Source organism: Nonomuraea sp. NPDC051191 (genome assembly GCF_044455665.1).
Taxonomy (GTDB): Bacteria; Actinomycetota; Actinomycetes; order Streptosporangiales; family Streptosporangiaceae; genus Nonomuraea.
The window spans coordinates 368,815-395,702 of the sequence record NZ_JBITEZ010000009.1 but is presented as its reverse complement, the minus strand read 5'-3'; the positions used below and the strand labels follow the sequence as shown (position 1 = coordinate 395,702).

The 26,888-nt window shown below is 70.6% G+C and carries 26 protein-coding genes; 11 read left to right on the top strand and 15 right to left on the bottom strand.

All coding sequences use genetic code 11. The features are described from left to right. Window positions 1-145: 145 nt before the first annotated feature. From ACIA8R_RS27305 to ACIA8R_RS27290, 4 genes are all read right to left on the bottom strand, one after another. Window positions 146-1,846, bottom strand: a complete 1,701-nt coding sequence (locus ACIA8R_RS27305; protein ID WP_397041087.1) for a tetratricopeptide repeat protein — start codon at window positions 1,844-1,846, stop codon at window positions 146-148. Between the two features lie 196 nt (window positions 1,847-2,042). Continuing rightward, window positions 2,043-3,263: a DMT family transporter gene (locus ACIA8R_RS27300; protein ID WP_357705143.1), complete on the bottom strand. Its 1,221-nt coding sequence runs from the start codon at window positions 3,261-3,263 to the stop codon at window positions 2,043-2,045. 444 nt (window positions 3,264-3,707) lie between these two features. Then, window positions 3,708-4,196, bottom strand: coding sequence for a GNAT family N-acetyltransferase (locus ACIA8R_RS27295; protein WP_364092278.1), 489 nt, complete (start codon window positions 4,194-4,196; stop codon window positions 3,708-3,710). Then, window positions 4,193-5,743: an XRE family transcriptional regulator gene (locus ACIA8R_RS27290; RefSeq protein ID WP_364092276.1), complete on the bottom strand. Its 1,551-nt coding sequence runs from the start codon at window positions 5,741-5,743 to the stop codon at window positions 4,193-4,195. The genes ACIA8R_RS27295 and ACIA8R_RS27290 overlap by 4 nt, the downstream gene beginning before the upstream one ends. A gap of 272 nt (window positions 5,744-6,015) precedes the next feature. Between ACIA8R_RS27290 and ACIA8R_RS27285 the strand changes: the two genes are divergently transcribed. The 4 genes from ACIA8R_RS27285 to ACIA8R_RS27270 all read left to right on the top strand — a co-directional run bounded on the left by ACIA8R_RS27285 (window position 6,016) and on the right by ACIA8R_RS27270 (window position 9,698). Then, complete coding sequence (locus ACIA8R_RS27285; protein ID WP_357705137.1) at window positions 6,016-6,300, top strand: hypothetical protein; 285 nt, start codon at window positions 6,016-6,018, stop codon at window positions 6,298-6,300. A gap of 545 nt (window positions 6,301-6,845) precedes the next feature. Continuing rightward, a complete protein-coding gene (locus ACIA8R_RS27280) occupies window positions 6,846-7,733 on the top strand; it encodes a mechanosensitive ion channel family protein (RefSeq protein WP_397041085.1) in 888 nt (295 codons plus the stop codon). A gap of 59 nt (window positions 7,734-7,792) precedes the next feature. Then, complete coding sequence (locus ACIA8R_RS27275) at window positions 7,793-8,173, top strand: globin (RefSeq protein ID WP_364092272.1); 381 nt, start codon at window positions 7,793-7,795, stop codon at window positions 8,171-8,173. Window positions 8,174-8,189: 16 nt separating this feature from the next. Next, on the top strand, window positions 8,190-9,698 hold the full coding sequence (locus ACIA8R_RS27270; RefSeq protein ID WP_364092270.1) for an alpha-amylase family glycosyl hydrolase: 1,509 nt from the start codon (window positions 8,190-8,192) through the stop codon (window positions 9,696-9,698). Here ACIA8R_RS27270 and ACIA8R_RS27265 read toward each other — a convergent pair. From ACIA8R_RS27265 to ACIA8R_RS27255, 3 genes are read right to left on the bottom strand one after another with little or no spacing between them, the layout of a single operon-like run. Beyond that, a complete protein-coding gene (locus tag ACIA8R_RS27265; protein ID WP_357705280.1) occupies window positions 9,693-10,847 on the bottom strand; it encodes an MFS transporter in 1,155 nt (384 codons plus the stop codon). The two genes, ACIA8R_RS27270 and ACIA8R_RS27265, sit on opposite strands and share 6 nt — an antisense overlap. A gap of 50 nt (window positions 10,848-10,897) precedes the next feature. After that, entirely contained in the window at window positions 10,898-11,323 is a 426-nt protein-coding gene (locus tag ACIA8R_RS27260) for an acyl-CoA thioesterase (protein ID WP_397041084.1), read from the bottom strand. 35 nt (window positions 11,324-11,358) lie between these two features. Continuing rightward, window positions 11,359-12,789, bottom strand: a complete 1,431-nt coding sequence (locus tag ACIA8R_RS27255; protein ID WP_364092268.1) for an MFS transporter — start codon at window positions 12,787-12,789, stop codon at window positions 11,359-11,361. A gap of 76 nt (window positions 12,790-12,865) precedes the next feature. Here ACIA8R_RS27255 and ACIA8R_RS27250 point away from each other — a divergent pair, with 76 nt between their 5' ends. Further along, window positions 12,866-13,765 carry an SDR family oxidoreductase gene (locus ACIA8R_RS27250; RefSeq protein ID WP_364092265.1) on the top strand — a complete coding sequence of 300 codons (900 nt, stop codon included), beginning with the start codon at window positions 12,866-12,868 and terminating at the stop codon, window positions 13,763-13,765. A gap of 1 nt (window position 13,766) precedes the next feature. Next, on the top strand, window positions 13,767-14,600 hold the full coding sequence (locus ACIA8R_RS27245; RefSeq protein WP_397041082.1) for a MaoC/PaaZ C-terminal domain-containing protein: 834 nt from the start codon (window positions 13,767-13,769) through the stop codon (window positions 14,598-14,600). On the opposite strand, the gene ACIA8R_RS27240 is transcribed toward ACIA8R_RS27245, so the two are convergent. After that, a complete protein-coding gene (locus tag ACIA8R_RS27240) occupies window positions 14,578-15,189 on the bottom strand; it encodes a TetR/AcrR family transcriptional regulator (RefSeq protein WP_357705121.1) in 612 nt (203 codons plus the stop codon). The two genes, ACIA8R_RS27245 and ACIA8R_RS27240, sit on opposite strands and share 23 nt — an antisense overlap. Before the next feature lie 80 nt (window positions 15,190-15,269). Between ACIA8R_RS27240 and ACIA8R_RS27235 the strand changes: the two genes are divergently transcribed. Next, the gene (locus ACIA8R_RS27235; protein ID WP_357705118.1) at window positions 15,270-16,451 is read left to right on the top strand and encodes an acyl-CoA dehydrogenase family protein; all 1,182 of its coding nucleotides are present in this window, start codon (window positions 15,270-15,272) and stop codon (window positions 16,449-16,451) included. 4 nt (window positions 16,452-16,455) lie between these two features. Then, the gene (locus tag ACIA8R_RS27230) at window positions 16,456-18,561 is read left to right on the top strand and encodes an acetate--CoA ligase family protein (protein WP_364092261.1); all 2,106 of its coding nucleotides are present in this window, start codon (window positions 16,456-16,458) and stop codon (window positions 18,559-18,561) included. A gap of 40 nt (window positions 18,562-18,601) precedes the next feature. Here ACIA8R_RS27230 and ACIA8R_RS27225 read toward each other — a convergent pair whose 3' ends face one another. The 5 genes from ACIA8R_RS27225 to ACIA8R_RS27205 all read right to left on the bottom strand — a co-directional run bounded on the left by ACIA8R_RS27225 (window position 18,602) and on the right by ACIA8R_RS27205 (window position 21,826). After that, window positions 18,602-19,081 (bottom strand): hypothetical protein, encoded by a 480-nt coding sequence (locus tag ACIA8R_RS27225; protein WP_397041080.1) that lies wholly within the window; start codon window positions 19,079-19,081, stop codon window positions 18,602-18,604. A 180-nt stretch (window positions 19,082-19,261) separates the two neighbouring features. After that, window positions 19,262-19,513, bottom strand: a complete 252-nt coding sequence (locus ACIA8R_RS27220; RefSeq protein ID WP_357705111.1) for an SCO4226 family nickel-binding protein — start codon at window positions 19,511-19,513, stop codon at window positions 19,262-19,264. A gap of 113 nt (window positions 19,514-19,626) precedes the next feature. Further along, window positions 19,627-20,754, bottom strand: a complete 1,128-nt coding sequence (locus ACIA8R_RS27215; RefSeq protein WP_364092258.1) for a thiolase C-terminal domain-containing protein — start codon at window positions 20,752-20,754, stop codon at window positions 19,627-19,629. Continuing rightward, entirely contained in the window at window positions 20,751-21,158 is a 408-nt protein-coding gene (locus ACIA8R_RS27210) for a Zn-ribbon domain-containing OB-fold protein (protein WP_397041078.1), read from the bottom strand. The genes ACIA8R_RS27215 and ACIA8R_RS27210 overlap by 4 nt, the downstream gene beginning before the upstream one ends. A gap of 155 nt (window positions 21,159-21,313) precedes the next feature. After that, on the bottom strand, window positions 21,314-21,826 hold the full coding sequence (locus ACIA8R_RS27205; protein ID WP_364092254.1) for a VOC family protein: 513 nt from the start codon (window positions 21,824-21,826) through the stop codon (window positions 21,314-21,316). A 168-nt stretch (window positions 21,827-21,994) separates the two neighbouring features. Here ACIA8R_RS27205 and ACIA8R_RS27200 point away from each other — a divergent pair, with 168 nt between their 5' ends. After that, a complete protein-coding gene (locus tag ACIA8R_RS27200; RefSeq protein ID WP_357705100.1) occupies window positions 21,995-23,311 on the top strand; it encodes an MFS transporter in 1,317 nt (438 codons plus the stop codon). A 114-nt stretch (window positions 23,312-23,425) separates the two neighbouring features. Here the strand turns inward: ACIA8R_RS27200 and ettA are convergent, their stop codons facing one another. Further along, window positions 23,426-25,090 (bottom strand): energy-dependent translational throttle protein EttA, encoded by a 1,665-nt coding sequence (gene ettA / locus ACIA8R_RS27195; protein WP_357705098.1) that lies wholly within the window; start codon window positions 25,088-25,090, stop codon window positions 23,426-23,428. Between the two features lie 293 nt (window positions 25,091-25,383). Next, a complete protein-coding gene (locus ACIA8R_RS27190; protein WP_397041076.1) occupies window positions 25,384-25,980 on the bottom strand; it encodes a TetR/AcrR family transcriptional regulator in 597 nt (198 codons plus the stop codon). Between the two features lie 90 nt (window positions 25,981-26,070). Here ACIA8R_RS27190 and ACIA8R_RS27185 point away from each other — a divergent pair, with 90 nt between their 5' ends. Beyond that, on the top strand, window positions 26,071-26,589 hold the full coding sequence (locus tag ACIA8R_RS27185) for a carboxymuconolactone decarboxylase family protein (protein WP_364092249.1): 519 nt from the start codon (window positions 26,071-26,073) through the stop codon (window positions 26,587-26,589). After that, window positions 26,586-26,798 (top strand): hypothetical protein, encoded by a 213-nt coding sequence (locus tag ACIA8R_RS27180; RefSeq protein WP_364092247.1) that lies wholly within the window; start codon window positions 26,586-26,588, stop codon window positions 26,796-26,798. Before ACIA8R_RS27185 ends, ACIA8R_RS27180 begins: the two co-directional genes overlap by 4 nt. Window positions 26,799-26,888: the final 90 nt, after the last annotated feature.

The window sequence follows — 26,888 nt, the reverse complement described above, 5'->3', positions numbered from 1 at the left end:
CAATCGTCCCACCGCCAGAAGGAACAGACCGCTGCCAGGTGAAACGGGCCGCTTGCCAGGTGAACCGGCCGCCCTCAGGAGGAACGGGCCAGGCGAGCGGCCGTGGTCAGGAGGAACGCGTCGCTGCCAGGCGAAGCGGCCGTGGTCAGGCGGAGCGGGTCGCGCGGAGCTCGTCGGCTTCGGCCTCGGCGGTTCGGCCCAGGGCGCGCAGGGCGACGGCGCGGTTGGCGTACAGGTCGGGCTGCCGGTCCAGCTCGACGGCTCTGCTCAGATCCGCGACCGCGCCCTCGGCGTCGCCCGCGGCGTAACGCAGCACGCCCCGGTTCCCCCAGGCGGCGGCCAGCTCGGGAGCGCGTTCCAGGGCCAGGTCAAGGGCCGCCGCGGCCTCCTCGAAGCGGCCTGCCGCCGTCTCCAGCTGGCCGAGCACGGTGAGCAGGTGCGGGTTCTCCGGCGCGCGGGCGAGCCCGGCCGTGACGTCGGCCCTGGCCTCCTCGTCCCGGTCCGCCGCCGCCAGCAGCCCGGCGCGGTTGACGTAGGCGTCCAGGTAGGCGGGGTCCAGCTCGATCACCGTGCCCAGGTCCGCCAGCGCCCCCGCCACCTCACCCCGCACGGTACGCAGCTCCGCCCGGTTGTAGTACGCCTCCGGCAGCGGCGGCCCGGCCCGCATGGCCCGTTCGTAGTCGGCCAGCGCCTCCTCGGTCAGCCCCAGCCCGAACAGCAGGTTCCCGCGCTCCAGATAGGTGTCGGGGAAGGCCGGGTCGATGGCGATGGCGGCGGTGTAGTCCTCCAGGGCCTCCTTGGGATGGCCGAGCATGGCGAGGAGCTGGGCCCGGTTGGCCAGCAGCACCATCCGGTGCACGGGGTGCCGGTCGCCCAGCTCGGCGGCCAGCTCGATGGCCGACTCCACCAGCGACAGCGCGGCTTGCGGCCGTCCGTTCCGCAGCTCGATCAGCGCCAGGCCGTTGCGGTCGAAGCCGAGTTTGAAGGCCCGTTCCAGGGGGTCGGGCAGCAGCCCCGCGATGGCGATGGCCTCGTTGATCCAGCGCCGGGCCCGGCCCAGGTCGCGCCGCGCGGGGTCGGGGTGGCGGGCGTCGAGCATGGCCGTCCCGTACGCGGCGGCGGCGTGCACGACCGGGTCCTGGCTGGCCGCGCGTACGTGGTCCCACAGCGCCTGCGCCTCCTGGACGCGGCCGAGGCCGCCGAGCGCGGTGGCGGTGCGCTGGGCGAAGCGCCACCACCGGGCCTCCCCCGGCTCCGTACGATCCAGGCCCCGCTCGCCCAGCTCGGCCGCGGCGTGCAGGAAGCCCTCGCGCATGCAACGGTCCACCAGGGGCCACAGCTCGTCGGCGGCACGCTCGTCGGGGGGCGGCTCGGGCCCGTCGGCGTACACCAGGACGGTGAGCGTGCCGGCCGGGACGCGCCGGGTCAGGACGTCCAGGAGCTCGGTGTCGGTCGGGTCGGCGTGCGCGCCGTTGCACACCGCGAGCGTCGAGCCCGGCGGCACGGCGGCCCGGACGAACTCGGCGATCCCGTTGGCCAGCCTCAGCGTCCGGCGGGGCGCCGGCACCAGGATGCGCTCCTCGTCGGGCAGCCCCGCGTCGATGGTCATGCGCCGGGCGGGCACCTGAGCGGCCAGCTCGGGTGCGGCCGCCCGGATCTCGATGTCGTACGCCGCGACCAGCTCGGGCGGCGCGCCCGGCACCAGACGGCGCAGCAGGGCGGCGCCCACGGTGTAGGGGCCGCGTGGCCGGCGATGCGCGTCCATCACCGGCATCAGCAGCCGTACGGCCCCCCATCGGGCAGGTGGCCCGCCCTGGACGCTGAGGTGGGATCTGTCCCCGGTCACCCCTTGTGGATGACGCCTGCGGTCCCTGCGAGCCTCGCGGTGCCTGGCTTACGGACGACGATGCGCTTCATGACGTGCCTCTCCGATGGGTGTGATTTCCCATTATTCGGACACTCAACCGGATATCAAGATTTATAGGGAATAGGTGGTGGTTTAACGAATAAGTAGCACCTGGCTTTTGTGTGCGTCCCGCAGCCTATTGAGACCGAAACCAATGTTCGACCGCCGCGACCCGCGTCTGTTCCGATTCCTCCATCAACGTGCACAGGCACCGCCCGACCAGCGTGACGGACTGGCAGCAGCCGGGCCCCGGCAACTTCTTGGCGCGGACGATCGCGGTCGCCCGCTCGATCAGCCGCTCCAGGCTCGGCTCGCCGCCGCCCTTCAGCGCGTGCGCGTTCCACGGGCACGACTCGACGTCCCCGCATGCGCTCTTGGCGATGAACGGCGCCGGCCCCGGCTCCAAAGGCAGCCGTTCCTCACGCTTGATCCGCAGGTCGGCCAGCACCAGTGCGGCACGGCGGGAGACCGCCAGCAGGTCGCGCCTGCCCGGCTGGTCCACTTTTCCCTTGGCTGCCCTCTCGGGCAGGGCCAGCAGCATGGCCGCGGCCATGAGCCCGCCGCCCATCACCATGCTCCAGCCCACCTGCTCGTGGAACCAGATGACCGCGATGGCGGCCACCCAGAGGGGCTGCGAGGACATCATGATCGCGCTGGGCACCGCCGGCACGTGCTTCTGCCCGTACGAGCGGGCCAGGAAGCCCAGGGCGCACGACACCACGGCCAGATGGGCGAGGATCGCCCAGTCGGGCAGGCTGGACGGCAGCGTGATCCCGCCGCGCAACGCGAAGCCCCCGGTGAGCAGCCCGATGGTGAAGAGCTGGATCGTGGTCAGCGCGTACGCCTGGAAGCGCTCGCCCTTCTTGGACAGCTCGGCGAGCATGAGCGTGTGGGCCGAGTAGAGCGCCGCGGCCGAGAGCGTGACGCCGAGCGCGAGCAGCGAGACCTCGTGGTCCTCGACCCCGCGCAGCAGCGTGAACACGGTCATCCCGGCCATGGCGAGTACCACGCCCGCCCACACCCGCCGCGGCGCCCGGCTCCTGAACATCACCAGGGCCAGGACGGGCGTGATCACCACGCTGCACCCCACGGCGAACCCTGACACCGCGGAGGGCAGGCTGTGCAGCGCGAGCGCCTGAGCGGTCTGTCCGACACCGAACAGCAGCCCCAGCACGAGCCCGTTGACCCACGTCCTGCGCGACAGCCCCCGAAGGCAGCGAGGCCGGATGAGCAGCAGCGTCAGCGCCGCGACGAGGTACCGCTCGGCCAGCAGGTCCTCGACAGGTAACCGGAGAATGAGGTCCTTCATCAGCGGGAACGCCGACCCCCAAGCGGCGCTGACGAACAACAGAAGCACGGCTCCCAAGAGGGGTCGGGGAGCGGGCACGACTGCCATGGAGCAGAGCATGCCACTACTAAGAGCATTCGCCAGGGCACGTGACGAAGCCGGTGAGGCTCCTGTTCCACTCGGAGTTAAGAGCCTCACTCGCAGGCCCGAAACATCCATACCGGCGTCGGCGAAAACTGTTCTTTCCTGCGGTTACTGCCTAGTAAGGCGAGGTTCACACCATTCGCACGATGTGCCGGCGCATACGCGGACCGTGCGGGCGAACCGATGCCGCACCCCGGGGCCGTCACTCTCCGCGAGCGCCGCGAGGCGGGATCGACACGCCTGAGCGTAAAAGCTCGCAGGAGCCCTGCGGGGACGGAAAGGGAGAACGAGCCAGGGCAAGCCAGGGCCCCAGGAGGGGATGGGGCGTGCCGCCGGGTCCGGAAGCGTCGGACCCTCGACGTGTGGGAGCTAGAGCTCCATGGCCGGCGCGCGCGCCAGCCGTTTCTCGCCGTAGATGACGACGAGGTCGCCCACCTGGCAGCGGGAGAGCTCACGCCAGCCCTGACGGGCGTAGAGCGCGAGGGCCGCCCCCTGGTTGAGCGTGGTGTCGCCGCGCAGGCTGCTGAAGCCGAGCTCCAAGGCGCGGTCTTCGAGGGCCGAGAGCATGGCGCCGCCGTAGCCGCGCCGCTGGAACTCGGGATGCACCCTGAGCCTGCACACCTCGGCGGTCTCCCGGTCGACGGGTTTCAGGCCGCCCATGGCGACCACCCGTGAGCCGGTCTCGCCGACGATGAAGTCACCTCCGCAGGCCAGGTAGATCTCCTGGATGCGGGGGAAGTCGTCGTCGTAGTAGACGCCGTCGCCGGGTTGCAGGCCCACCTCGGCGAGGCAGATCCGGTGTAGCGCGAGGATGGTGTCGAGATCGGACCAGCGGTACCGCCGGATCTTCAACGTCATCCACCGCTCCCTTCCTTCTGGGCCGACCTTCGACGCAACTCGGCGCTGAATTCGGCCAGCATGTGATGTTTGTCGACCTTTTTCATGATCGCCTGCTCCAGAGCGAGCGCCGGGCGGATGATGAGGTCCGTAAGGTATTCATCCCCCAAAGCGCGCAAGGCTTTCGTACCGATTTGAAGGGCTTCGTCGACGTCGCCCTCCAGGAGGCGGCACTGGGCCTGGTCGAGCCTGATCAGGGTCTGGTCGAGGATGTGGTCCTCGTACTTGCCGAGCGCCTGGTCGAGCACCACCTCGGCCTCGATGGTCTGGCCGAGCTTGGTGAGCACGTCGCCCTGGTAGAAGTAGAGCTGTTTCTCGGTGTAGCCGAAGGCCATGTCCTCCTGCTCCTCGCTCTTCATGTGCGCGAAAGCGCTCCTGGCCCTGGCCAGCGCGCGTTTGGCCTGGTCGACCACCTCTTTCTTGCTGTCGGTGCCCGAGAGCATGGCCAGGGCCCGCGCCTCGACGACCGGCGCCATCGCCTGGGCCACGCACGGAACGGTGCCCGCCAGATCACGGCTCTTCTTGGCGAGGTTGAGGGCTTCGCGGGCGTCGCCGTAGTAGAGGGGTACGAGCGACTCCCTGGCCGTTATCCACGCCCGCAGCGCACGGTCGCCGGTCTCGTCGGCGGCGATGCGGCCGGTGCGGAAGAACGACCGGGCCAGCCGGTGGTCGCCGAGATTGATCATCACCATGCCGCTCAGGCCGGCCAGCTGCGCGGCCATGCGGCACAGCCGGTCCTGGAGGTCGATCGGCTGCCGCTGGGACAGCGCCGTACGGACCGCGCTCAGCTCCAGCAGCACGTCGCACAGCAGCCGTAGCGGGGGCGTCGTGGTGTACTGGCGGCCGAAGGCGAGCGTCGCCTCCTCCCACTGGTCGAGCATTCCGCCCGAGACGGTGGCCGAGACCAGCGTCTGGTCCATCCGCCGCCGGATGCCCTCACACGCGCCCAGCATCGCCCCGTCGAACTGCTGCTTGAACGAGACGTCGGTGTCGAGCAGATTTAACAACGTGCGCCGCAGGATGTTCTCGTCCTCCTGGGCGTCGGCCTCGACGGTCACCGGTTGCAGGACCAGGTCGCGAGGGAGCGACGCCGACCCCATGCGCTGGGTGATCTCGGCGAGCGCGCCCGGCATGCGGTGGCCGTGGCCGCAGATGCAGGGGCCGTCGAAGCCGAGCTCGATGGGCTCTACCCGGTAGACCGTGCACAGGTAGTGCAGGTATTCGGGACCCGGGCGCTTGAGCCCGCTCTCGTACGCCGACAGCAACGTCTCGCCGATGCCCGGCGGCGCCTTGGCGTCGCGCTCGAACAACGCGCGCACCTGTTCGATCACGTCCGCGAGTGCGATGCCGTAGGACAGGCGGTGCGCTTTGATGCGGGTCGTGCTGAACTGTGGTGAGCACGCTTCGTGGATCTCTTCAGCTATCTGGGCGGAGGTGCGCCCGGTGGCAAGGCCCTTGGCCCTGACCCGCCGGGCTATCTCCGTTTCCCTGTGCTGCCTGCCGGACATCCCGGCCCCTCTCCCGATGTCTCGACCCGTCAAGACTGGTGACTCAGCGTAGCCCTCAGGTAGCTCTTCGCCTAGAGATGACTATGAGGCAGTGAGGACCGTTTGAAAACGTGCTCATCAAGCCTACGGTTAAGGATCGTCCTCCGAGGGGTCGTTTCTTACAACCCACGAGGGAATAGCCACTCCCTGTGATCACCACAGTGGCGTTGCGTGTGCCGTTGACTTGAGCCATGTTTGGCCCACCAGCAACGATTCCCAGGGAGGACGAGAAGGTGACGGACGACAAGAACGGACATCTGCAGCGCCTCGTATCCGAGCTCGGCGCTCGCGGTCTGCTCGCACGAGTGGTCCAGACCCAGAGCGGCCGGCAGTTCGTACGCGTCATCAACCCGAAGGCGACGAGCCTGTCCGAGAACGTCACCTGCCGACCGGCGAACGCCTCGGACCTTCCCGACTGGTGGTACTGCTGGTCCTGGGGCGAACCCATGCACACGGCCGACGACCCGGCCGGTGCCGCGACCAAGGTCGCACGCGTGCTCGCCGCCGTGGGAGAGTGACGACGCGGTGATCCGGGTGGAGCGCAGCCACCACGGCTCACCGTCCCCACGGCGGCCTCGCGGGGCCGGCGGGACGATCGGTGCGGAGGGCGTCCGGAGTTCCCGGGCCCCTGATCGTCCCGCCGGTTCCGGCTCTTTCGCGCGGGCGGGTGCCCGTGCGCGCAGGACAGCCCGGCGGGTGCCCCCGCCGGGTGCCGGGGGGATCACCTCCCCCCTTGGAACCGGAACGGGACACGCTTCCGGGTGCGTGGCCCGTCCGAGCCGTCCGTCATCGGAGCGTCCGGTCTCTCCCTCCGCGGCCCAGAGACCTGGCGACCCCGTCTTCCCCGGCGTGATGTGACGGCGGCCGGTTCGGTCAGCGGTATTTTTAGATCCAATTGGACTGATTTGCCGCTGACCGAACCGCTTCCTGAGGGGGAATCCACCCAGTGTTCCTGTTGGTGACATCGGGGCCATCACCGACGCCCGCGCCGACGGAGTCGTCGCTCGTGCAGGACTTGGACAAAGTGAGCTCGCAGATGGCGCAAGCCTGTCAAGGTGACACAGTGATCTGTGGTCCCCTGGTCGACTGGCTGGGCAACGTATCGTGGGCGCCGTTGCTGGCGAGCTTGATCACCATCGTCCTGATCCTGGTCTTCGGGTTCGTCGTGCGGAACATCTCGCACCGTGTGATCACGAAGGTGGTGACCCGGGCGGCCACCGGCGGCTCGCTCGCCAACAGGTTCCGCCGCAACGCCGCCACCGACGGCATCGACGCGCTGCTGCACGAGCGCCGCAAGCAGCGGGCCGAGACCATGGGCTCGGTGCTCAAGCACATCGCCTCCATCGTCGTCCTCGGCACCGCCATCCTGACCGTGCTCGACCGGCTGACGATCCCCATCGCCCCCCTGCTGACCAGCGTCGGCATCCTGGGCGTCGCGATCGGCTTCGGCGCCCAGGAGCTGGTGAAGGACTTCATCGCCGGCATGTTCATGCTGCTGGAGGACCAGTACGGCGTGGGCGACGTGATCGACGCGGGCGCCGCCATCGGCACCGTCGAGGCGGTCACCCTGCGCGTCACCCGGCTGCGCGACGCCGACGGCCGCGTCTGGTACGTACGCAACGGCACGATCACCCGCGTCGGCAACGAGTCGCAGGGCTGGTCGCGGGCCTACTTCGACGTCCCGGTGGCCTACGACGCCGACATCACCGCCGTGCGCGCGGCGCTGGAGATCGTGGCCGAGGAGATCTGGGCCGACCCCGAGTACCGCGAGAGCGTGATCGTGGAGCAGCCTCAGGTGTACGGCGTGGAGCAGCTCTCCGACAGCGCCCTGGTGTTCCGCATCACCGCCAAGACGTTGCCCTCCCACCAGGCCGAGGTCGCCCGGGAGATCCGGCTCAGGGTGAAGTCCGCCCTCGACTCGGCCGGCATCCCCATGGTCGCCCACGCATAGGCGGCGGCCCCTGCCACCTGCGGTTGGCCGCCGAACGCGGCCGACCGTAGGCTGAGAGCGTGACTGAGACCTCCTTCTACGACGCCGTAGGCGGCGAGGAGACCTTCCGCCGCCTTGTCCACCGTTTCTACGAAGGTGTCGCGGAAGACCCGCTGCTGCGGCCGCTCTACCCCGAGCCCGACCTGACGGGCGCCGAAGACCGGCTGCGTGGATTCCTGATCCAGTATTGGGGCGGCCCCAACACCTACAGCCAGGAGCGCGGCCATCCCCGGCTGCGCATGCGCCATGTGCCGTTCGTGATCGGGGAGGCCGAGCGCGACGCCTGGCTGCGGCACATGCGTGACGCGGTCGACTCGCTCGACCTGCCCGAGGAGCAGGCGACCCGACTTTGGGACTATCTGGTGTACGCGGCCCACAGCTTGGTGAACTCGCCGACATAACGGGCATGACGCCCACATGGATATCCCCTGGTGGCGCGATGCCGTCGTCTACGAGATCTACGTTCGCAGCTTCGCCGACGCCTCCGGAGACGGCGTCGGCGACCTGGCCGGGGTACGGGAACGGATTCCGTACCTGAGGAGGCTGGGGGTCGACGCCATCTGGCTGACGCCGTTCTACCCGTCCCCGATGGCCGACGGCGGTTACGACGTGGCGGACTACCGCGGCGTCGACCCGCTGTTCGGCACGCTGGCCGACTTCGACGCGCTGGTGGCCGAGGCCCACGGGCACGGGCTGAAGGTGCTCGTGGACGTCGTCCCCAACCACAGCTCCTCCGAGCATCCCTGGTTCCAGGCCGCGCTGCGGGGCGAGGGCCGCGACCGTTACCTCTTCCGCGACACGATCAACAACTGGCAGTCCACGTTCGGCGGCCCGGCGTGGACCCAGACCCCCGACGGGCAGTGGTACCTGCACCTGTTCGCCCCCGCCCAGCCCGACTTCAACTGGCGCAACCCCGAGGTGCACGCGGAGTTCCTCGACGTCCTGCGGTTCTGGCTGGACAAGGGCGTCGACGGGTTCCGCATCGACGTCGCGATGGGCCTGTACAAGGCCGAGGGGCTGCCGGACGTCGGCGACCAGTCGTTCAAGTCGGTCTCGCCGGTCTGGGGGCAGCCCGAGGTGCACGGCGTCTACCGCGACTGGCGCAAGGTGCTCGACGGCTACCCGGGCGAGCGCATGGCCGTCGGCGAGGTCTGGACCGACAGCGCCGAGGACCTCGCCCTCTACGTGCGGCCCGACGAGCTGCACCAGAGCTTCAACTTCGCCTGGCTCCAGGCGCCCTGGTCGCCGACCGCGTTCAAGAAGGTGATCGACGACACCCTGGCCTCGGTGCCGTACGCCACCTGGGTGCTGTCCAACCACGACGTCGTACGCCATCGCACCCGCTACGGGACCGCCGATCCCGGCACGGGGCTGGCGCGGGCCAGGGCGGCGCTGCTCACGATGCTGGCGCTGCCCGGCTCGGCCTACCTCTACCAGGGCGAGGAACTGGGCCTGCCCGAGGTGACCGACCTGCCGGACGAGGCCAGGCAGGACCCGGTGTTCGTCCAGTCGGAGGGCAAGCTGCCCGGCCGCGACGGCTGCCGGGTGCCGCTGCCGTGGTCGGCGGAGTCCCCCTCCTACGGGTTCTCGCCGCCCGGCGTGCGGCCGTGGCTGCCGCAGCCGTCCTCCTTCGCCGAGCTGACGGCCGAGAAGCAGGAGGGCGACGCGGACTCGACGCTGGAGTTCTACCGCCGGGCCCTGGCCTGCCGCCGCGAGCTGGCGGGGGACATTCCTTACACCTTGGAGTGGCTGGATTCCCCCGAAGGAGCACTTTTCTTCTCCCGGGGCCCGCTGATCTGCGCGATCAACTGCGGGACGGAGGCCGTACGGCTGCCGGCGCACGACGCGGTGCTGCTGTCCAGCGGCCCGGTCCAGGCGGGGACGCTGCCGCCGGACACCGCCGTGTGGCTGCGCCGGGAGTCATGAGCGAAGGCCGGCCCGCTGCTCGCCGCGGACGGGGATGACGGGCAGCGAGAGCAGCGCGCAGGCCAGGCCCGCCGCGTACGCCGCCCAGTACCCCGTCCCGGTGATCAGCGCTCCGGCCAGCGGGGTCACCGCCAGGGCGACGACGTTCTGGACTGTGTTGTGGGTGCCGAGCACCTTGCCCGCCCAGGCGGGTCCGGCCAGCTCGCCCGCCCTCAGGTAGGCCAGCCCGTTGCCGGACACGGTGAGCACCGAGGCCGTCGCGAGCGCCGCCGGGCCGAGCAGGCTGTCCGTCGCCGTGCCCACGACCAGCAGGGCGAGCACGGCCAGGCAGGCGCAGGTGAGCAGCAGCAGGGGACGCATCCGCAGGCCGACCCGGTCCGACCAGCGGCCCACGGCCACGCGGACCACGGCCCCGGCCACGGCCGACAGGCCGAAGAGCTGGCCGGCCGCCACGGCGTCCCAGCCGTACAGGCCGACGAGGCAGGTGACGCCGTACGTGCTGACCACGATCTGCGGGACCGCGTGCAGCCCGCTGGTCGCGTGCACCCGCCAGAGCGCCGGCTGCCGGTACGGCGAGCGCGCCTGCTCAGCGCTCCCGCCGGAGATCGAGTGCGGCGGCTCGGCCAGGAACAGTGCGGCCAGGACGGCGGCCAGCAGGCTCACGGCGGAGCAGACCAGCAGCACGCCGGGCAACCCGTGCGCCCGCGCGACCGGCGGCAGCACGAACGCCGCGACGGCCATGCCGAGGGTGTAGGAGACCTGCCGCAGGCCCATGGCGACCCCGCGCTCGGGCGGCTGGAACCAGCGCAGCACGATCCGGCCGCCGCCGACCATGGCCGCCGAGCCGGCCGCGCCCGCCAGCGCCAGCAGCGCGATCACCGCCCAGGCCGGCCCGGCGAAGGCCACGGCGGCGAGCAGCACGGCCGCCAGGCTCACGCCGATGCCGAGCACGAGACGCTCGCCGTGCCGGTCGGCCAGCGCACCCCAGGCGACGAGCGCGATCAGAACCCCGATTCCCGGGGCGTTCCCAATGATTCCGGCCACCGCCAGCGGCACCCCGAAATGTCGCTCGATTTCCGGCATGACGAGTGGCAGGCCGAAGAGTCCTAAGGTGACGCTCGCGTGGGCGTTGACGCCCAACGCGAGCATCAACCAGCGCTTCCTGCCGGGGCCGGCGGGCGGCTGCGGTTCCAGGGCGGTCAGCCCTCGGCCGCGTAGCGCTTGAGCACGACCAGCTCGTCCTCGGTGAGCCGGCGCGGCGCGGCCCGTTCGACGTCGTAGGCCACGATCACCGAGGTGGCGGTCACGTAGATCTCGTCGTCGTCGCGGATCTCGTAGGACAGGGTGAAGCGGACCGGTCTGATCCCGGTGACCCAGGTCTCGACCCTGACCGGGTCGGGGCGCAGGCCGAGCGGCCGCCGGTAGTCGATCTCGTGGCGGGTCACCACGAGCCCTCCGAAGGGCGCCTCGCCCGCCCGCACCGGATCGATCGCGAACATGCCGAAGCGGGCGTCCTCCAGGTAGTCGAGGAAGCGCACGTTGTTCACATGCCCTTGGGAGTCGATGTCGGCGAATCTGACCATGCGGGGGAAGACGTGCCGGTGCGCCGAGGAGGGTTCTGCCACGTCCGCCACGGTACCCGTACCGTCCGGTCCGCCGGTCACCGGGCCTTGCGGCGGGCCAGGCAGGCCAGCACGGTCAGCACCGAGATCGAGGCCATGCAGGTGAGCGCCCAGCGGTAGCCGGTCACCAGCTCGCCGACCGCCTCCCCCGAGACCTGCGAGAGCGTCCCGGCGAAGACACGCTGGTGCAGCGCGGCGGGGAGGGGCGCGGTGATGATCGACAGCACCAGGCCGGTGCCGACCACGTTGCCGGTGTTCTGGAGCATGAGGCGCATGGCGTTGACGATGCCGAGGCGGTCGGAGGGCAGGCCGTCCAGGATGGCGGTGGTGTTGGAGGGCAGGAAGACGCCCGAGCCGAGCCCGATGAGCACCAGCCCGGCGGTCACCGCCGCGTACGGCGTGCTCGCCGACATCGTGGCCAGCAGCACCAGCAGCCCGCAGGTCGTGGTGGCGGCCCCGGCCACCGCCAGGGTGCGCGCGCTGGTCAGCCGCTGGAGGAACCCCGACGCCACCGACGCGGCCATGGCCGCCACCGCCAGCGGCAGCACCTTCAACCCGGCCTGTACGGGATCGTCCCCCCGCACGGCCTGGAAGTAGAGCGCGACGAGGAAGACCATGCCCATGCGCGCCACGGCGTTGAGGAAGGAGGCGAGCGTGCCGAAGGCGAAGGCGCGGTCGTGGAACAGCCGCAGGTCCACGACGGGATGGGCGGCCCGCCGCTCCCTGGCCACGAACAGCGGCAGCCCCACGGCGAACGCGCCGAGCCCGGCCAGGACCGCCGGATGCCCCCAGCCCAGCCTGCCGAACTCCGACAACGCCAGCAGCAGCCCGCCCAGCGTGACCAGCACGAACACGCTGCCCGGCAGGTCGAGCCCGCGCTCGCGCCCGGCCGGCTCGGTCCGCCGCAGCGTGACCGCGCCCCACACCAGGCAGATCACGCCGATGGGCACGTTGAACCAGAACACCCAGCGCCAGCCCAGGTTCGAGGCGAGCACACCGCCGAGCGTCGGGCCGATCAGCCCGGCGATGGAGAAGGAGGCCACGTAGACGCCCATGCCCTCGCCCAGCCGCTCGCGCGGGAAGGCGTCGCTGACCAGGGCGGCGCTGTTGGTGAGCAACATCGCGGCGCCGACGGCCTGCACGACCCGCATGGCCACGATCACCCACGCGCCGGGCGCGAACCCGGCGAGCAGGGCGGCCGCGGTGTAGACGGCCAGCCCGAGCAGGTACATCCTGCGCCTGCCGAACATGTCGGCCAGACGACCGAATACCACCATGAGGACGGTCGTGGTCAACTGGAAGCCCAGCAGGATCCAGCCCGCGGCCGTGGCGTCGGCCCCGGTGTGCCGGGCGATCTCGGGCAGCGCGACGTTGATCGAGCTGCCGCCTAACCCGGTCAGCACGCTGGCCAGGCTCACGACCGAGAGCGTACGCCAGGCGTGGCCGACGGATTCGGTGGTCGTCGTCACCAAGGGCCTGTCCTTTCTAGATTTTAATACTAGAATCCAGTTCAAGTCGTCGGCGGGTCAAGGATCGAGGTGTCGGATGAGCGGGATCGTCGAAGGTCGCGTGGTGATCGTCACGGGTGCGGCCAGGGGCATCGGGCGCGGGCACGCGCTGGAGTTCGCCAGGCAGGGCGCGAAGGTCGTGGTCAACGACCTGGGCGCGGAGGTGGACGGCACCGGTTCGTCCGGGGCCGCCGCCGAGGTGGTGGCCGAGATCGAGGCCATGGGCGGCCAGGCGATCGTCAACGGCGAGGACGTCTCCGACTTCGAGGGCGCCGAGCGCCTGATCAGATCGGCCGTCGAGCATTTCGGCGACCTGCACGTGCTGGTCAACAACGCCGGAATCCTGCGCGACCGCATGCTGGTCAACATGACCGCCGACGAGTGGGACGCGGTGATCAGGGTGCACCTGCGCGGCACGTTCGCGCCCCTGCGGCATGCCGCCGCCTACTGGAGGGCCAAGGCGAAGTCCGGCGAACGCCTCGATGCCCGGATCATCAACACGACGTCGTCCTCCGGCATCTACGGCAACCCGGGCCAGGGCAACTACGGCGCCGCCAAGGCGGGCATCGCGGGGCTGACCGTGATCGCCGCCAGGGAGCTGGAGCGCTACGGCGTGACCGTCAACGCCGTCGCCCCCGCCGCGCTCACCCGCATGACGGAGAACCTGATCCCGGCCGGGGCGACCGGCGCCGACCCCGACGACATCGCGCCGCTGGTGGTCTGGCTGGCCAGTGCCGAGGCGCGGGCCGTCACCGGGCGGGTGTTCAACGTGCGCGGCGGCATGATCAGCGTGGCCGAGGGCTGGCACGCCGGGCCCGGCGTGGACAAGGGCTCCCGCTGGGACCCGGCCGAGCTGGGCGCGGTCATCCCCGCCCTGGTGGACAAGGCCGCCCCCAACGCCCTGACCAACGGCCGCGTCCCCGGACGGGAGGACTGACATGCCGCTCGACCACTCGCTGATCGGCGTCGAGGGCCCGGCACACGAGCGTACGTGGACGGCCAAGGACACCATGCTGTACGCGCTCGGCGTCGGCTCCGGCCTCGACGAGCTGGAGTTCGCCACCGAGAAGGGGCAGCGGGTGCTGCCGACGTTCGCGGTGCTGGCCGCGCAGTCGCCGGGGCGGCGGCTGGGCGACTTCGACCCGGCCCTGCTGGTCCACGCCGAGCAGGGCTTCGAGCTGCACCGGGAGCTGCCGGCCGCGGGCGGCGTACGGACGACGTCGAAGGTGACGGGCATCTACGACAAGGGCTCGGGCGCGCTGGTGACCACCGAGGCCAGGGCCGTGGACCTGGAGACCGGCGAGCTGGTGATCGCCTCCCACAGCTCGGTGTTCATCCGGGGCGAGGGCGGCTTCGGCGGCGACCGTGGGCCCCGCGACGAGTGGACGGTCCCGGACCGGGCGCCCGACCACAAGGTGACCTGCCCGACCCGGCCGGACCAGGCGCTGATCTACCGGCTGTCGGGCGATCTCAACCCGCTGCACAGCGATCCTGAGTTCGCCGCCAGGGCCGGGTTCGACCGGCCGATCCTGCACGGGCTGTGCACGTACGGGGTGACCGGGCGGGCGTTGCTGCACACGCTCGCCGGGTCGGACCCGTCGCGGTTCGGGGCGATGTCGGGCCGGTTCAGCAGCCCGGTCTTCCCCGGCGAGTCACTGACCGTCTCCATCTGGGCCGACGGCGACGACGTGCTGTTCAGGACCGCCAAGGACGACGGGACGGTGGTGATCGACCGCGGACGGGCGACGATCAGTCGTCACCGAGCCCTCTGAGGGGATCGAGGCGGTGGATGAGCTTCATCGCCGCCTCGATGATCTCCCTGGCCTCCTCCTCGGTGTCGGACGTGGCCACCTCGCGGGCGGCCTCGCCGATGATGCTGGTCAGCACCGCCACGGTGAACCGGTCGAGCGGGTCTCCCCCGGCGCCGAGCAGGACGGCGTTCTGGCGCACCCACTCGCGCCCGCGGGTGCGGCGGATCAGCTCGAAGCCGGGCGGGCCGTCGCCGTCGATGAAGAGCCTGACCAGGTCGCGCCGGTCCCAGGCGCCGTCGAGGTAGGCGCGGGCCCCGGCGATCAGCAGCTCGACGGGGTCGCTGACGCCCGCCTTCTTGGCCTTGGCGACACTGGCGGCCGAGGCCTGCTCGTGGGCCGCCTGGTGGTCCTCGTAGAGGGCGAGGAACAGCTCGGTCTTGCCGCCGAAGTGGTGGTAGAGGCTGCCGACGCTGGAGCCGGCGCGGGCCACCACCTCCGAGACGTTGGAGTCGGCGAAGCCGTGCTCGCTGAAGACCTCACGGGCCGCCTGCAACATGCTCTTGCGCGTCTGAGCCGTGCGGCTCCACTCCCACGAGGACTTGCGTGCCATGCCGCCCATTCTAGCCCGGTAAATTCTAGAATCTGATTCTTGACCAGGGCGGCACGGGAGCTAGAATCCAGTACTAGAGAATGATTCTAGAAATTCAGGAGGCGGCCGTGGACTTCTCGCTCAGCCCGGAGGAACGCCAGATCCGCGACACCGTACGTTCCTTCGTCGAGAAGGAGGTCATGCCGCTGGAGCCCGAGGTCCTGCGCAACGAGCGCGAGGGCCGTCCGGGGCTCGATCCCGAGGTCGTGCGCGACCTGCGCGCCAAGGCCAGGAAGTCCGGCTTCTGGGGCATCAACACCCCCGAGGAGTACGGCGGCGCGGCGCTCGGCCCGATCATGTCCGCGATCATCGCCATGGAGATGGGCCGCACGTTCGTGCCCTTCTCCTTCGGCGGCAGCGCCGACAACATCCTCTACGCCGGCACCGACGAGCAGAAGCGCCGCTACCTCGTCCCCACCATCGAGGGCGAGCGGCGGTCCTGCTTCGCGATCACCGAGCCCGGCGCCGGCTCCGACGCCCGCAACATCCGCACCCGCGCCACCCGCGACGGCGCCGAGTGGGTGATCAACGGCGAGAAGACGTTCATCACCGGCGGCAGCGAGGCCGACTTCGTCATGGTGTTCGCGGTGGCCGAGGGCCACGGCGTGACGTGCTTCCTGGTCGACCGGGACATGGGCTGGAAGTCCGAGCCCATCCCGACCATGGGCGAGTGGGGCCCGGCGGCGCTGGTGTTCGAGGACGTACGGGTGCCCGAGGAGAACATCCTGGGCGAGCTCGGCAAGGGCTTCGAGCTTGCCATGCAGTGGATCGGGCAGGGACGCTACATGATCCCGGCCCGTGCCATCGGCTCCGCCGAGCGCATGCTCCAGATGGCCGTCGACTACGCCAAGATCCGCAAGTCGATGGGCCAGGCCATCTCGGAGTACCAGGCCATCCAGTGGATGATCGCCGACTCCCAGGTGGAGATCGAGGCGGCCAAGTGGCTCACCCTCTACGCGGCCTGGCAGGTGCAGCAGGGCATGGACGCCCGGCACGCCTCCTCCATCGCCAAGCTCAACGGCGCCGTGATGGCCAACCAGGTCGTGGACCGGGTGCTGCAGATCCACGGCGGCATGGGATACACCAAGGAGCTGCCGATCGAGCGGTGGTACCGGGAGCTACGCCTGCTGCGCATCTTCGAGGGCACCGACGAGATCCAGCGCCGCACGATCGCCCGCAACCTCATCAAGGGCCACGCCAGGCTCGGCCTGATCGGAGAGTAGCCCCATGTCGGTCGAGGCACTGTTCAACCCGCGCTCGATCGCCCTGGTGGGGGCCACGGACAAGTCGGGCTGGTCGGTCAGCACGCTGCTGAACCTGCGTACCCACGGCTTCTCCGGGCCCGTCCACCTGGTCAATCCCAGGGGCGGGGTGGTGCACGGATCGCCGGCCTTCCGCAGCCTGACCGAGATCCCCTCCCCGGTCGACCTGGCCTACGTCATGGTGCCGACCGCGGCGGTGCTCGGCGTGCTGAAGGAGGGCGCCAAGCTGGGCATCGGCTGTTACGTGATCCTCACGGCGGGGTTCGGGGAGGCGGGCGCGGAGGGCGCTCGCCTGGAGGCCGAGATCGCCGGGTTCGCCCGCGAGCACGGCCTGACGATCCTAGGGCCGAACGGCAACGGCTACATCAACGCCGCCGCCGGCGTGACCCCGTACGGGCTGCCCATCCCCGAGCCGCTGCTGCGCGGGTCGGTCGGCGTGGTGTTGCAGAGCGGCGCGCTGGCCAGCTCGGTGCTCGGCTTCGCCCAGGCCCGCAACGTCGGCATCAGCCTGCTGACCTCGATGGGCAACGAGTCGGTCGTCACGGTCACCGACGTCGTCGACCACCTCGTGGACGACCCGGCGACCAAGGTCGTCGCCCTGTTCCTGGAGACGATCAGGAACCCGGCCGAGTTCTCCCGCGTCGCGCGCCGGGCGCTCGTCGCGGGCAAGCCGATCGTCGCGCTCAAGATCGGCCGCAGCGGGCTGGCCTCGCACACGGCGCAGGCCCACACGGGCGCGCTCGTCGGCGACGACGACGTCATCGACGCCGCGATGCGCCAGCTCGGCGTGATCAGGGTGCGCTCGCTGGAGGACCTCATCATCACCGCCGGGCTGCTGGCCGCCACCGGGCCGCTGCCCGGCCGCCGGATGGGCGTCGTGACGCCGTCCGGCGGCGCGTCCGAGATCATCGCCGACCGGGCCGAGGACGAGGGCCTGGAGCTGCCGCCGTTCGCCCCGGCGACGGTCGAGCGCCTGGCCGGGATCGTGCCGTCGTTCGGCACCGTGCAGAACCCGCTCGACGTCACCGGTTACGTGCTCGTCGACCGCACCCTGCTCGGCCGCGCCCTGGAGACGGTGACCGCCGATCCCGGCATCGACCTGGTCATGCTGCTGTCCGAACCGCCCAGGACCGCCCCTCCGGACCCGGCCCCCGTGCTCGCGATGTACGAGGCCAGCTCGCGGCGCATCGCCGAGTCGCCGGTGCCCGTCGTGGTGGTGAGCAACGTGCTGACCGACGTCACGGAGTTCGGGCGGCGGGTGCAGAAGGAGACCGGGTTCCCGTACGTCATGGGCGGGATCGAGCACGGGCTGACCGCGATCGGCGCGGCGGTGCGCTGGTCGGAGGCGCACCGCAGGGCGCTCACCAGCGCCCCGGCCGGGCGCGCGGCGGTCACCGGCGCGCCCGAGGGCGCGAGCGGCGTGTGGGCCGAGCACCGGGCCGCCGCCCTGCTCGCCGCCGCCGGGCTGCCCGTGGTGCCGTCGGAGACCGCGGCGGACGAGGCGGCGGCGGTCGCGGCGGCCGAACGTTTCGGCTACCCGGTCGTGCTCAAGGCCGCCGCCGAAGGGCTTGGGCACAAGAGCGACATCGGTGGCGTACGGCTCGGGCTGTCCGGGCCCGAGGAGGTGCGGCAGGCCTACCGGGAGGTGGTGGCCGCGGCGCGGGCGCACGCCCCGGACGCGGGCGCCCTCATCCAGCCGCAGCGCGGCGGCGGGGTCGAGCTGCTGGTGGGCGTGGTGCGCGACCCGGCCTGGGGGCTCACCCTCGCGGTCGGGCTCGGCGGCGTCTGGGTGGAGGTGCTGCGCGACGCGGCCCTGCGTGTGCTGCCGGTGGACGCAGTCGAGGTCCGCCGGGCCCTGTCCGAGCTGCGCGGCGCGGCCCTGCTGGACGGCGCCAGGGGCACCGAGCCGGCCGACCTGGACGCGGTGGCCGACGTGGTGACCCGGATCGCCGCCTTCGCCGAGAGCCTGGGCGACGCCCTGGAGTCCCTGGAGATCAACCCGCTCCTGGTCACCGGCTCCCGCGTCGAGGCCCTGGACGCCCTCATCACCTGGCGCCCACCGGCCCCCTGACCTCGGCCGCCCCGGGCGGGACCGCCACGCGCGGCCCCGCTCAGTGCCCGACGCTCTTCAGCAGGATCATCACGGCCCCCAGAGCCCCCGCACCGGCACCGCAGAGCAACCGGACCCAGAGCCGGTCGGTCTTCGGCGCCGCCGCGAAGAAGCCCAGCACGGTGAGCAGGACGACCGACACGACGATCTCCAGGTACACCGACGCGTCCACGGACATCGCCCCGGTCATCGCCACGCACAGGATCACCGTGAGCGGCACCAGCCCCCACAACATGCCGGTGGACCGCATCACCGCGCCTCTCACCGCCTGGCGCACGTCCGGCGACCGGTCGCCGACGATCTCCGCGAACGCGTGCGCGATCCAGAACACGATGACCGTGCCGATCGCGGTCACCAGCAGTTCGTCGGCGTCGCTGATGAAGTGCGAGAGCCCGGACACGACGCCGGCCGTCAGGATGGTCCCGTAGACCGACTCGCCGTTGACGAACCGCCCCACCCCGCGCGCGGCTCCCGTTCCCACCCGACGAATCTAGTACGGCCCCCGCCCCCGCCCCGGCACCCGACGCGCCCCGCCTGCCCGGATTCTCTGGGTCCATGGCGCCCCGGTCCCGGATTCACAAGGTCCGGGGCGCCGCGGTGACGGACGTCCGCGTCCGCAGCAGCGCGGTCGTCGTCACCGGTCCGGCGGTCACCCCTGTGGTTACTCGACCTCGATCGGCAGCTCGTAGATTTCCGTCGTGGGATGGCCGGCCTTCTCGTGCACCCGCATCACCGCGTCCTTCGACGGCCCCGAGGACAGGCAGAACACCTTGCCCGAGTCGGGGTCGAGCCAGGCGCGCTCGAAGTGCACGCCCTCGGCGTCCTCGACCGCCAGGTCCCGCTCGTGGGCCTCGCGCAACTGCTCCTCGGTGACACCGACGAAACCACTGTGCACGTCCATGAACTTCGGCATCGCCGTCTCCTCTTCTCATGGTCTTCCGCTTCCGATGGAGAGGCGTTCCATCCCGTTCCATGCCGTTCCATCGGCCGTCCGGGCTCGCCTGCCCGGAGGGCCGACCGGGGAACCTAGGGCAGCCGGGACGCCAGGACGAGGGTCGCGGCCGAGGCGAACATGCCGCCGTTGCCCAGCACCACGCTCACCTCCACGTCCGGCACCTGCGCCGCCGCCTCCCCCCGGAGCTGCCGCACCGACTCCTGGATGGCGAACATGCCGTACATGCCGGTGTGGGTGTAGGACAGTCCGCCGCCGTTGGTGTTCATCGGCAGCCGGCCGCCGGGCGAGGTGTGCCCCTCGGCGACGAACGCCCCCGCCTCGCCCCGGCCGACGAAGCCCAGGTCCTCCAGCCCGTAGATGGGCACGTGGGCGAAGGCGTCGTACACCATCAGGTGGTCGACGTCGTCGTGCGAGATCTTGGCCTCGGCGAAGGCGGCCTCGCCGGACAGGCGGAAGCCCTTGGAGGTGGTGAAGTCCTCCATCTGCGAGACCATCGGCGCGTCCATGGCCTCGCCGGAGCCCAGCAGGTACACCGGCGAGCGGCGCGACAGCTCCTCGGAGGTGACGACCAGCGCACCGCCGCCGTCCGTCACCAGGCAGCATTCCAGCAGGTGGAAGGGGTAGGCGACCATCTTCGAGTCGAGCACGTCCTCGACCGTGATGAGGTCGCGGTACATCGCCCGCGGGTTGCGGGAGGACCAGCGGCGCTGCGCGACCGCCACCTCGGCCAGTTGCTCGTGGGTGAGGCCGGTCTCCTTCATGTGGCGCAGCGCCGTGACGGTGAACGACGTCGGTGGCCCGGCCACCCCGTACGGCAGCTCGAACTGCCCCAGAAGCGAGTCCGCGCCCAGCCCCCACCGGCCCGCGCCGACGCGCGACCTTCCCGACTCGCCGTGGGTGATCAGCACGGTACGGCACAGCCCGGCCCGGATGGCGGCGGCGGCGTGCCGTACGTGGAACAGGAACGACGACCCGCCCACCCCCGTGCCGTCGAGCCAGGAGGGCGTGATGCCGAGGGCGTGGGCGATCTGGATCGGGCCGGGCGTGCCGACCGTGGCGATGCCGTCGATGTCATGTTTCGTCATGCCCGCGTCGGCGAGGGCGTTGCGCGCGGCCTCCAGGTGGAGCTGGAAGGTGGAGCGGTCCGGCAGGCGGCCGATCTCGTCGGTCTCGGCCGCCCCGGCGATCACGATGTTCATCGGGCGTCTCCGGCGGGCTCGAAGAGCGGCACGTGCACGTCGCCGCGCCGCTCGAACACCACCCGCAGCTCCATGTCCAGCGGCAGGTTCTCGGGGGTGCTGGGCACGCCCACGATGTTCGTCATCATCCGCACGCCCTCCTCCAGCTCCACGACGGCGATGGCATACGGTCCGTCGGCCTCGAAACCGGGCGCGGGCCTGTGGTTGATGACGTACGAGTACAGGGTGGCGCGGCCCGTCGCGCGCACCCACTCCACGTCGTCGCCGCCGCAGTGGGGGCAGCTCGGCCGGGGGTAGAAGTAGTGCCGCGCGCACGTCTGGCAACGCTGGATCCTGAGCTCTCCCGCGGCCGTGCCGTCCCAGAACGGTTGGGTCTCGGGCGTGGGCTTCGGTGCCGGTTTCATCGGCCTCCCCAATCTGGTTCTAGAATCCCACTCTAGATCTAGGTTCGGTTCCGAGGGAAGGCTCAGGACTTCAGGGACGCGGGGACCTCAGGGGGTGGGGGCGGCCAGGGACTGGGGCCGGTCAGGGACGGGGGCCGGTCAGGGACGGGGGGCGGTCAGGGGCTGGGGATGCCGTCGCCGTTGCGGCCGCGTCCGGCCAGCACCTCCTCCAGCGTCGGACGGGTCTCGTCCGGCTCGCGGAACCCCGGACAGGCGAGCTGGATCAGCACCCCGTGCGCCTCCTTGGGGTGCAGGAACACCTCCTGCCAGCGGACGTCGGCCCGGTTGAGCCCGTGCAGCCGGTAGCCGCGCTCGGTGAGCCGGGCGACGGCCGCGTCCATGTCGCCGACGTGGAAGTTCAGATGGTGGACGCCACCCCGCCCCCGTGTCAGCCCGAAGAAGCTGTCGAAGAACGTGGACCCGGCCAGCGGCTCCATGAGCTCGATCTTGCTCCCGTTCTGGTACGTGAGCTGCAGCGTGCGGTACCCGTTGACCCGGTTGTCACCCCCGCCCCCCAGGTGGCGGCCCCCGAGCAGGTCGCGATAGATCGGCAGCAGGTCCCTGATCCGGGGAGCGGCCACGGCCGTGTGGTCGAAGGTCACGTCGAGGCCGTCAAGTTCCAGGTCCACGCACGGCTCCTCACTACGAGCGAATCCTAGAATTTGATTCTAATCACCTCATACCGGGTACGCACTCTTGACGTCCGCCGATGCGAGGAGCAGCATCTCAGAAATGGATTCTAGAGCTAGCTTCTAGAACTCATGACGGGGGGCCTAGGCTCGACAGAAAGGCTTGTCATGAGGCTGTCCTACGTCCGCGAGCTCGACGAGTACCCGACCGGCGCCCGCCGGATGAAGATCCTCACCATGGCCGTGCTGGCCATCCTCATCGGCTCCTACGAAGGGCAGATCGCGCCCGTCGTACCCCTCCTGCTCAAAGACCTGAACATGTCCCTGGCCACGTACGGCGCGGTCTCGGGGGCCGCGGCGGTGGCCGGGGCGATCGCCTCCATCCTGGGCGGCAGGCTCACCGACCGGGTCGGCCGGGTCCGCCTGCTCATCCCGCTCATGGCCCTCACCGCCGTGTGCTGCTTCGCCATGACGCTCGTGCACAGCCCGCGCGACCTGCTGATCGCCCGCATCCTGCTGGCCTTCGTGGACGGCGTGGCCATGGCCTCCACCGCGCCGCTGATCCGCGACTTCTCGCCCCGGCTCGGGCGGGCGCAGGCGTTCGGATTCTGGACGTGGGGCCCGGTGGGCGCGAACTTCCTGGCCGCCGCCGTCGCCGGCTGGACGCTGCCGATCTTCGATGAGTCGTGGCGGTCGCAGTTCGTCATCATGGGCTGCTTCTCTCTGGTGATCTCGGCGGTCATCGCGTTCAACATCGCCGACCTGTCCCCCGAGCTGCGCGCCAGGATCCAGCACACGGAACGGGCCGCCGAGGAGGTCGTCGACCTGCGGCGCCCGCCCACCATCCGGTCGCTGTTCGCGCGCCGCAACATCTGGGCCCACGTCGTCGGCATCTCGCTCTGGCTGGTGCTCTACATCACGCTGTCGCTGTTCGGCCAGACGATGCTGGTGGGCTCGCTCGGCATCAGCAGCGCGCAGGCGTCCACGATCATGGCCGCGTTCTGGAGCCTCAACCTCATCACGCTGATCGTCACCGGACGCCTGTCGGACCGTCTGCAACTGCGCAAGCCGTTCTCGCTCGCCGGCACGATCGCCGCGGTCCTGGTCACCGCCTACCTCGCCGTCGCACTCGGCCAGGAAGGCGTCTCCACCGGCACGCTCATGGTGGCCGGCGCCCTGCTCGGCGGCTCGCTCGGCGTCGCGTACGCCCCCTGGATGGCCAACTACTCCGAGGACGCCGAGGACGCCGACCCGCGCCTGCAGGGCACGGCCTGGGGGCTGTTCGGCTTCCTGAGCAAGGCGATCGCGGTGGTCGGGCTGCTGGTCATCCCGCACGTCGTGGCGGCCACGAGCTGGCAGACCTGGCTGTTCGTGGCGCTGGGCTGCCTGGTGCTGTTCATCCCCGCGATCCTGCTGTTCAACGGCCCCTGGCGACGCACCACCCCGGCCCCCGTACCGATCGCCCTCACCGAAGCCGAAGGCTGATCCCCCGTCGTACAAGGCTCGTCCGGGCCCTCCCGCATGGCGCTCCGGCCCCTCACAACACGCGAAAAGCGGCGAGCCCCTGGAAAGGGGCCCGCCGCTCGTCGGCTCGGGACGTCAGTCCCGGTGCAGCTTCCGGTACGTCACCCGGTGCGGACGGGCCGCGTCGGCACCGAGACGCTCGATCTTGTTCTTCTCGTAGTCGGCGAAGTTGCCCTCGAACCAGAACCAGTTCGAGCCTTCCTCCCACGCGAGGATGTGGGTGGCGATGCGGTCGAGGAACCACCGGTCGTGCGAGGTGATCACCGCGCAGCCCGGGAAGTCGAGCAGCGCGTTCTCCAGCGACGACAGCGTCTCGGTGTCGAGGTCGTTGGTCGGCTCGTCCAGCAGCAGCACGTTGCCGCCCTGCTTGAGGGTGAGCGCCAGGTTGAGCCGGTTACGCTCGCCGCCCGACAGCACGCCGGCCTTCTTCTGCTGGTCGGGCCCCTTGAACCCGAACGCCGCGATGTAGGCCCGCGACGGCATCTCGACGTTGCCGACCTTGATGTGGTCGAGCCCGTCGGAGACGACCTCCCAGACGTTCTTGTTCGGGTCGATGCCGCCCCGGCTCTGGTCGGCGTAGGAGATCTTCACGGTCTCGCCGACCGTGATCGACCCCGTGTCCGGCGTCTCCCCACCCGTGATCATGCGGAACAGCGTGGTCTTGCCGACGCCGTTGGGGCCGATGACGCCGACGATGCCGTTACGCGGCAGGTCGAACGTCAGGCTCTCCATCAGCAGGCGGTCGCCGAAGCCCTTGGTGAGCTCGTCGGACCTGATCACCGTGGTGCCCAGACGCGGGCCCGGCGGGATCTGGATCTCCTCGAAGTCCAGCTTGCGGAACTTGTCGGCCTCGGCCGCCATCTCCTCGTACCGCTGGAGACGGGCCTTGCTCTTGGTCTGGCGGGCCTTGGGGTTGGAGCGCACCCACTCCAGCTCGTCCTCCAGGCGCTTCTTGCGCTTGGCGTCCTTCTGGCCCTCGACCCTGAGACGCTGGGCCTTCATGTCGAGGTAGGTGGAGTAGTTGCCCTCGTAGGGGTAGCAGCGACCGCGGTCGAGCTCCAGGATCCAGGTGGCCACGTTGTCCAGGAAGTACCGGTCGTGGGTGACGGCCAGCACCGTGCCGGGGTACTTCTCCAGGTGCGACTCCAGCCACTGCACGCTCTCGGCGTCGAGGTGGTTGGTGGGCTCGTCGAGCAGCAGCAGGTCGGGGGCCTCAAGCAGCAGCTTGCACAGCGCCACGCGGCGGCGCTCACCACCGGACAGCTTGCTCACCTCGGCGTCGGGCGGCGGGCAGCGCAGGGCGTCCATCGCCTGCTCCAGCTGGCTGTCGAGGTCCCACGCGTTGCGGTGCTCCAGCTGATCCTGGAGCTTGCCCATCTCCGCCAGCAGTTCGTCGCTGTAGTCGGTGGCCATCTGCTCGGCGATCTGGTTGTAGCGCTCGAGCATCGCCATCGTCTCGGCGACACCCTCCTGCACATTGCCCAGAACGGTCTTTTCCTCGTTGAGCGGCGGCTCCTGCTGGAGCATGCCGACCGTGAAGCCCGGCATCAGCTTGGCGTCGCCATTGGACGGCTGCTCCAGGCCGGCCATCATCCGGAGCAGCGTCGACTTACCGGTGCCGTTCGGCCCCAGGACACCGATCTTGGCTCCGGGCAGGAACGACAGCGTGACGTCGTCAAGGACAACCTTGTCGCCGTGCGCCTTGCGCACGCGCTGCAGCGTGTAGATGTACTCCGGCATGCTCCCTAGCTTAGAGGCTGCACGCCCAGGCTTCCGCCGCCCAGCCCCATTCCCCTCCGCCCTTCCCTCCCCCCGCCACCCCCCAGCCCCTCGACGCCACAGTCCTCACGGGGTCTTCCGGCCGGGCAGAACCCCCTGCCGCCGCAGCCGAACGCCCACCCTCGGCAGGACACCGATCAGCCCGTCAGCACCACTGGCGATCCCCGATCAACACCGCCTCCGGTCGGCGAAGCCGACCCGGTCACGAACCGGTGGTCCGCGCCTGCGCGCTCCAAGCACCCGACGATTCGACGTCAGCGGACCGCGTCCTCCCTGACCGCCCCCGCAACGTCCGTCGTCGCGCCCTCCCCGGTGGCGAGAAGCGCGGCGGCCGCGGCCCGCGCTCGCAGCGCAGGGCGGATCGAACGTTCGCGTACCGCCGTGACGATGGCCCCGTCCACCAGCAGCACGAACAGGTGCGCCAGCTCGACGGCGTCGGGCCGCGCGTCCCGCTCGATCAACTCCGCCACGTAGGCCCGCACGCGCTCCTTGTGCTCGGCCGCCACCCGATGGGCCGCGCTGTCCGGGTCCGCCGTCTCGATCATGGTGTTGATGAAGGCGCAACCACGGAAGTCCGCTCTCGCGAACCGCTCGGCCAGGGCGTCGAAGACGTTCAGCGGATGCCCACCCAGAGCCTCCACCCGTTCGGCCAGCCATGCCCGCCACCGCTCGTCCCGCCGCCGCAGCACCGCGACGACCAGGTCGTCCTTGCTCGGAAAGTGCCGGTAGAAGGAGGCACGCCCCACGCCCGACACACTCAGGATCCGCTCGACCCCGACGGCTCTGATCCCCTCCGCGTAGAAGAGGTCCTCGGCGGCGTCGAGCAGTCGTTCGCGGGCGCGGGTTGGCATGCCTCCAAGCTATCCCGAACTTTCCTAAAACAGAACCATTCGGTATCGTCTTGCCGAGACGGAACCGATCAGTACCGTTTTGGAGACATCATGCCCCGCCTTCCGCAACTGACCGAAGACCACGACGGTCTGCTCGAACAGACCCGCCGCCAACTCGGCAAGGTCCCCAACCTGTACGCCGCCCTCGCCAACGGCCCCGCCGCCCTGGCCGGCTACCTCGCGATGCGGGAGCACCTCAGCTCGGGCGTCCTCACGCCCAGGCTGCGGGAGCAGATCGCCCTGTTCGTCGCCCAGGAGAACCACTGCACCTACTGCGTGAGCGCCCACACCATGCGCGGTCACCGTATGGGCATGTCCGACGAGGAGCTGATCAAGACCCGCCAGGGCGCCGACGACGAGCCGCACGCGGCAGCCGTCCTGGCGATCACCAGGGCGATCATGCACACGGGCGGCGCGGTGAGCGACGACGACCTGGACGCCGCACGGGCCGCCGGCGTCTCGGACGCGGAGCTCGCCGAGATCGTGGGCCACGTCGCCCTCAACACCTTGTCCAACTACTTCAACCATCTCGCCCAGCCCGAGCTGGACTTCCCGGAGGTGCAGGCGTGAACCCCACCTGGAGAAACGGCACCGTCGAACTCCTCGACGGCTACACGCTGACGGACTCCGAGGGCCGCCGCCTGTCGAAGGTGGAAGGAGTACGGTTCGCCATCGAAGGCGGGTACCTCAACGTCGAGGTCCCGGGTGTACCGCACGTCCAGATCGTCTCGGCGCCCGCCGTCCGCCTCGTCACCTGCGACAGCGTCACCACGTCCTGACATCCCGGCCGGCTTCCCCGGACCGGCACCGGCAGGGGCAGGCCCCTGACCCGCACCTCCCTCAGACGCCTGCCCCCAGCTCCTCCGAGA

What these genes read in the sequence shown, in the direction of transcription:
- ACIA8R_RS27245 (WP_397041082.1), top strand. Translation starts at nt 13,767, where the DNA reads ATGCCGCTCGACCACTCGCTGATCGGCGTCGAGGGCCCGGCACACGAG.
- ACIA8R_RS27210 (WP_397041078.1), bottom strand. Translation starts at nt 21,158, where the DNA reads ATGAAACCGGCACCGAAGCCCACGCCCGAGACCCAACCGTTCTGGGAC.
- ACIA8R_RS27190 (WP_397041076.1), bottom strand. Translation starts at nt 25,980, where the DNA reads ATGCCAACCCGCGCCCGCGAACGACTGCTCGACGCCGCCGAGGACCTC.
- ACIA8R_RS27265 (WP_357705280.1), bottom strand. Translation starts at nt 10,847, where the DNA reads ATGCTCGCGTTGGGCGTCAACGCCCACGCGAGCGTCACCTTAGGACTC.
- ACIA8R_RS27240 (WP_357705121.1), bottom strand. Translation starts at nt 15,189, where the DNA reads ATGGCACGCAAGTCCTCGTGGGAGTGGAGCCGCACGGCTCAGACGCGC.
- ACIA8R_RS27215 (WP_364092258.1), bottom strand. Translation starts at nt 20,754, where the DNA reads ATGAACATCGTGATCGCCGGGGCGGCCGAGACCGACGAGATCGGCCGC.
- ACIA8R_RS27290 (WP_364092276.1), bottom strand. Translation starts at nt 5,743, where the DNA reads ATGTCCGGCAGGCAGCACAGGGAAACGGAGATAGCCCGGCGGGTCAGG.
- ACIA8R_RS27295 (WP_364092278.1), bottom strand. Translation starts at nt 4,196, where the DNA reads ATGACGTTGAAGATCCGGCGGTACCGCTGGTCCGATCTCGACACCATC.
- ettA (WP_357705098.1), bottom strand. Translation starts at nt 25,090, where the DNA reads ATGCCGGAGTACATCTACACGCTGCAGCGCGTGCGCAAGGCGCACGGC.
- ACIA8R_RS27270 (WP_364092270.1), top strand. Translation starts at nt 8,190, where the DNA reads ATGGATATCCCCTGGTGGCGCGATGCCGTCGTCTACGAGATCTACGTT.
- ACIA8R_RS27220 (WP_357705111.1), bottom strand. Translation starts at nt 19,513, where the DNA reads ATGCCGAAGTTCATGGACGTGCACAGTGGTTTCGTCGGTGTCACCGAG.
- ACIA8R_RS27200 (WP_357705100.1), top strand. Translation starts at nt 21,995, where the DNA reads ATGAGGCTGTCCTACGTCCGCGAGCTCGACGAGTACCCGACCGGCGCC.
- ACIA8R_RS27185 (WP_364092249.1), top strand. Translation starts at nt 26,071, where the DNA reads ATGCCCCGCCTTCCGCAACTGACCGAAGACCACGACGGTCTGCTCGAA.
- ACIA8R_RS27235 (WP_357705118.1), top strand. Translation starts at nt 15,270, where the DNA reads ATGATTCTAGAAATTCAGGAGGCGGCCGTGGACTTCTCGCTCAGCCCG.
- ACIA8R_RS27230 (WP_364092261.1), top strand. Translation starts at nt 16,456, where the DNA reads ATGTCGGTCGAGGCACTGTTCAACCCGCGCTCGATCGCCCTGGTGGGG.
- ACIA8R_RS27250 (WP_364092265.1), top strand. Translation starts at nt 12,866, where the DNA reads ATGAGCGGGATCGTCGAAGGTCGCGTGGTGATCGTCACGGGTGCGGCC.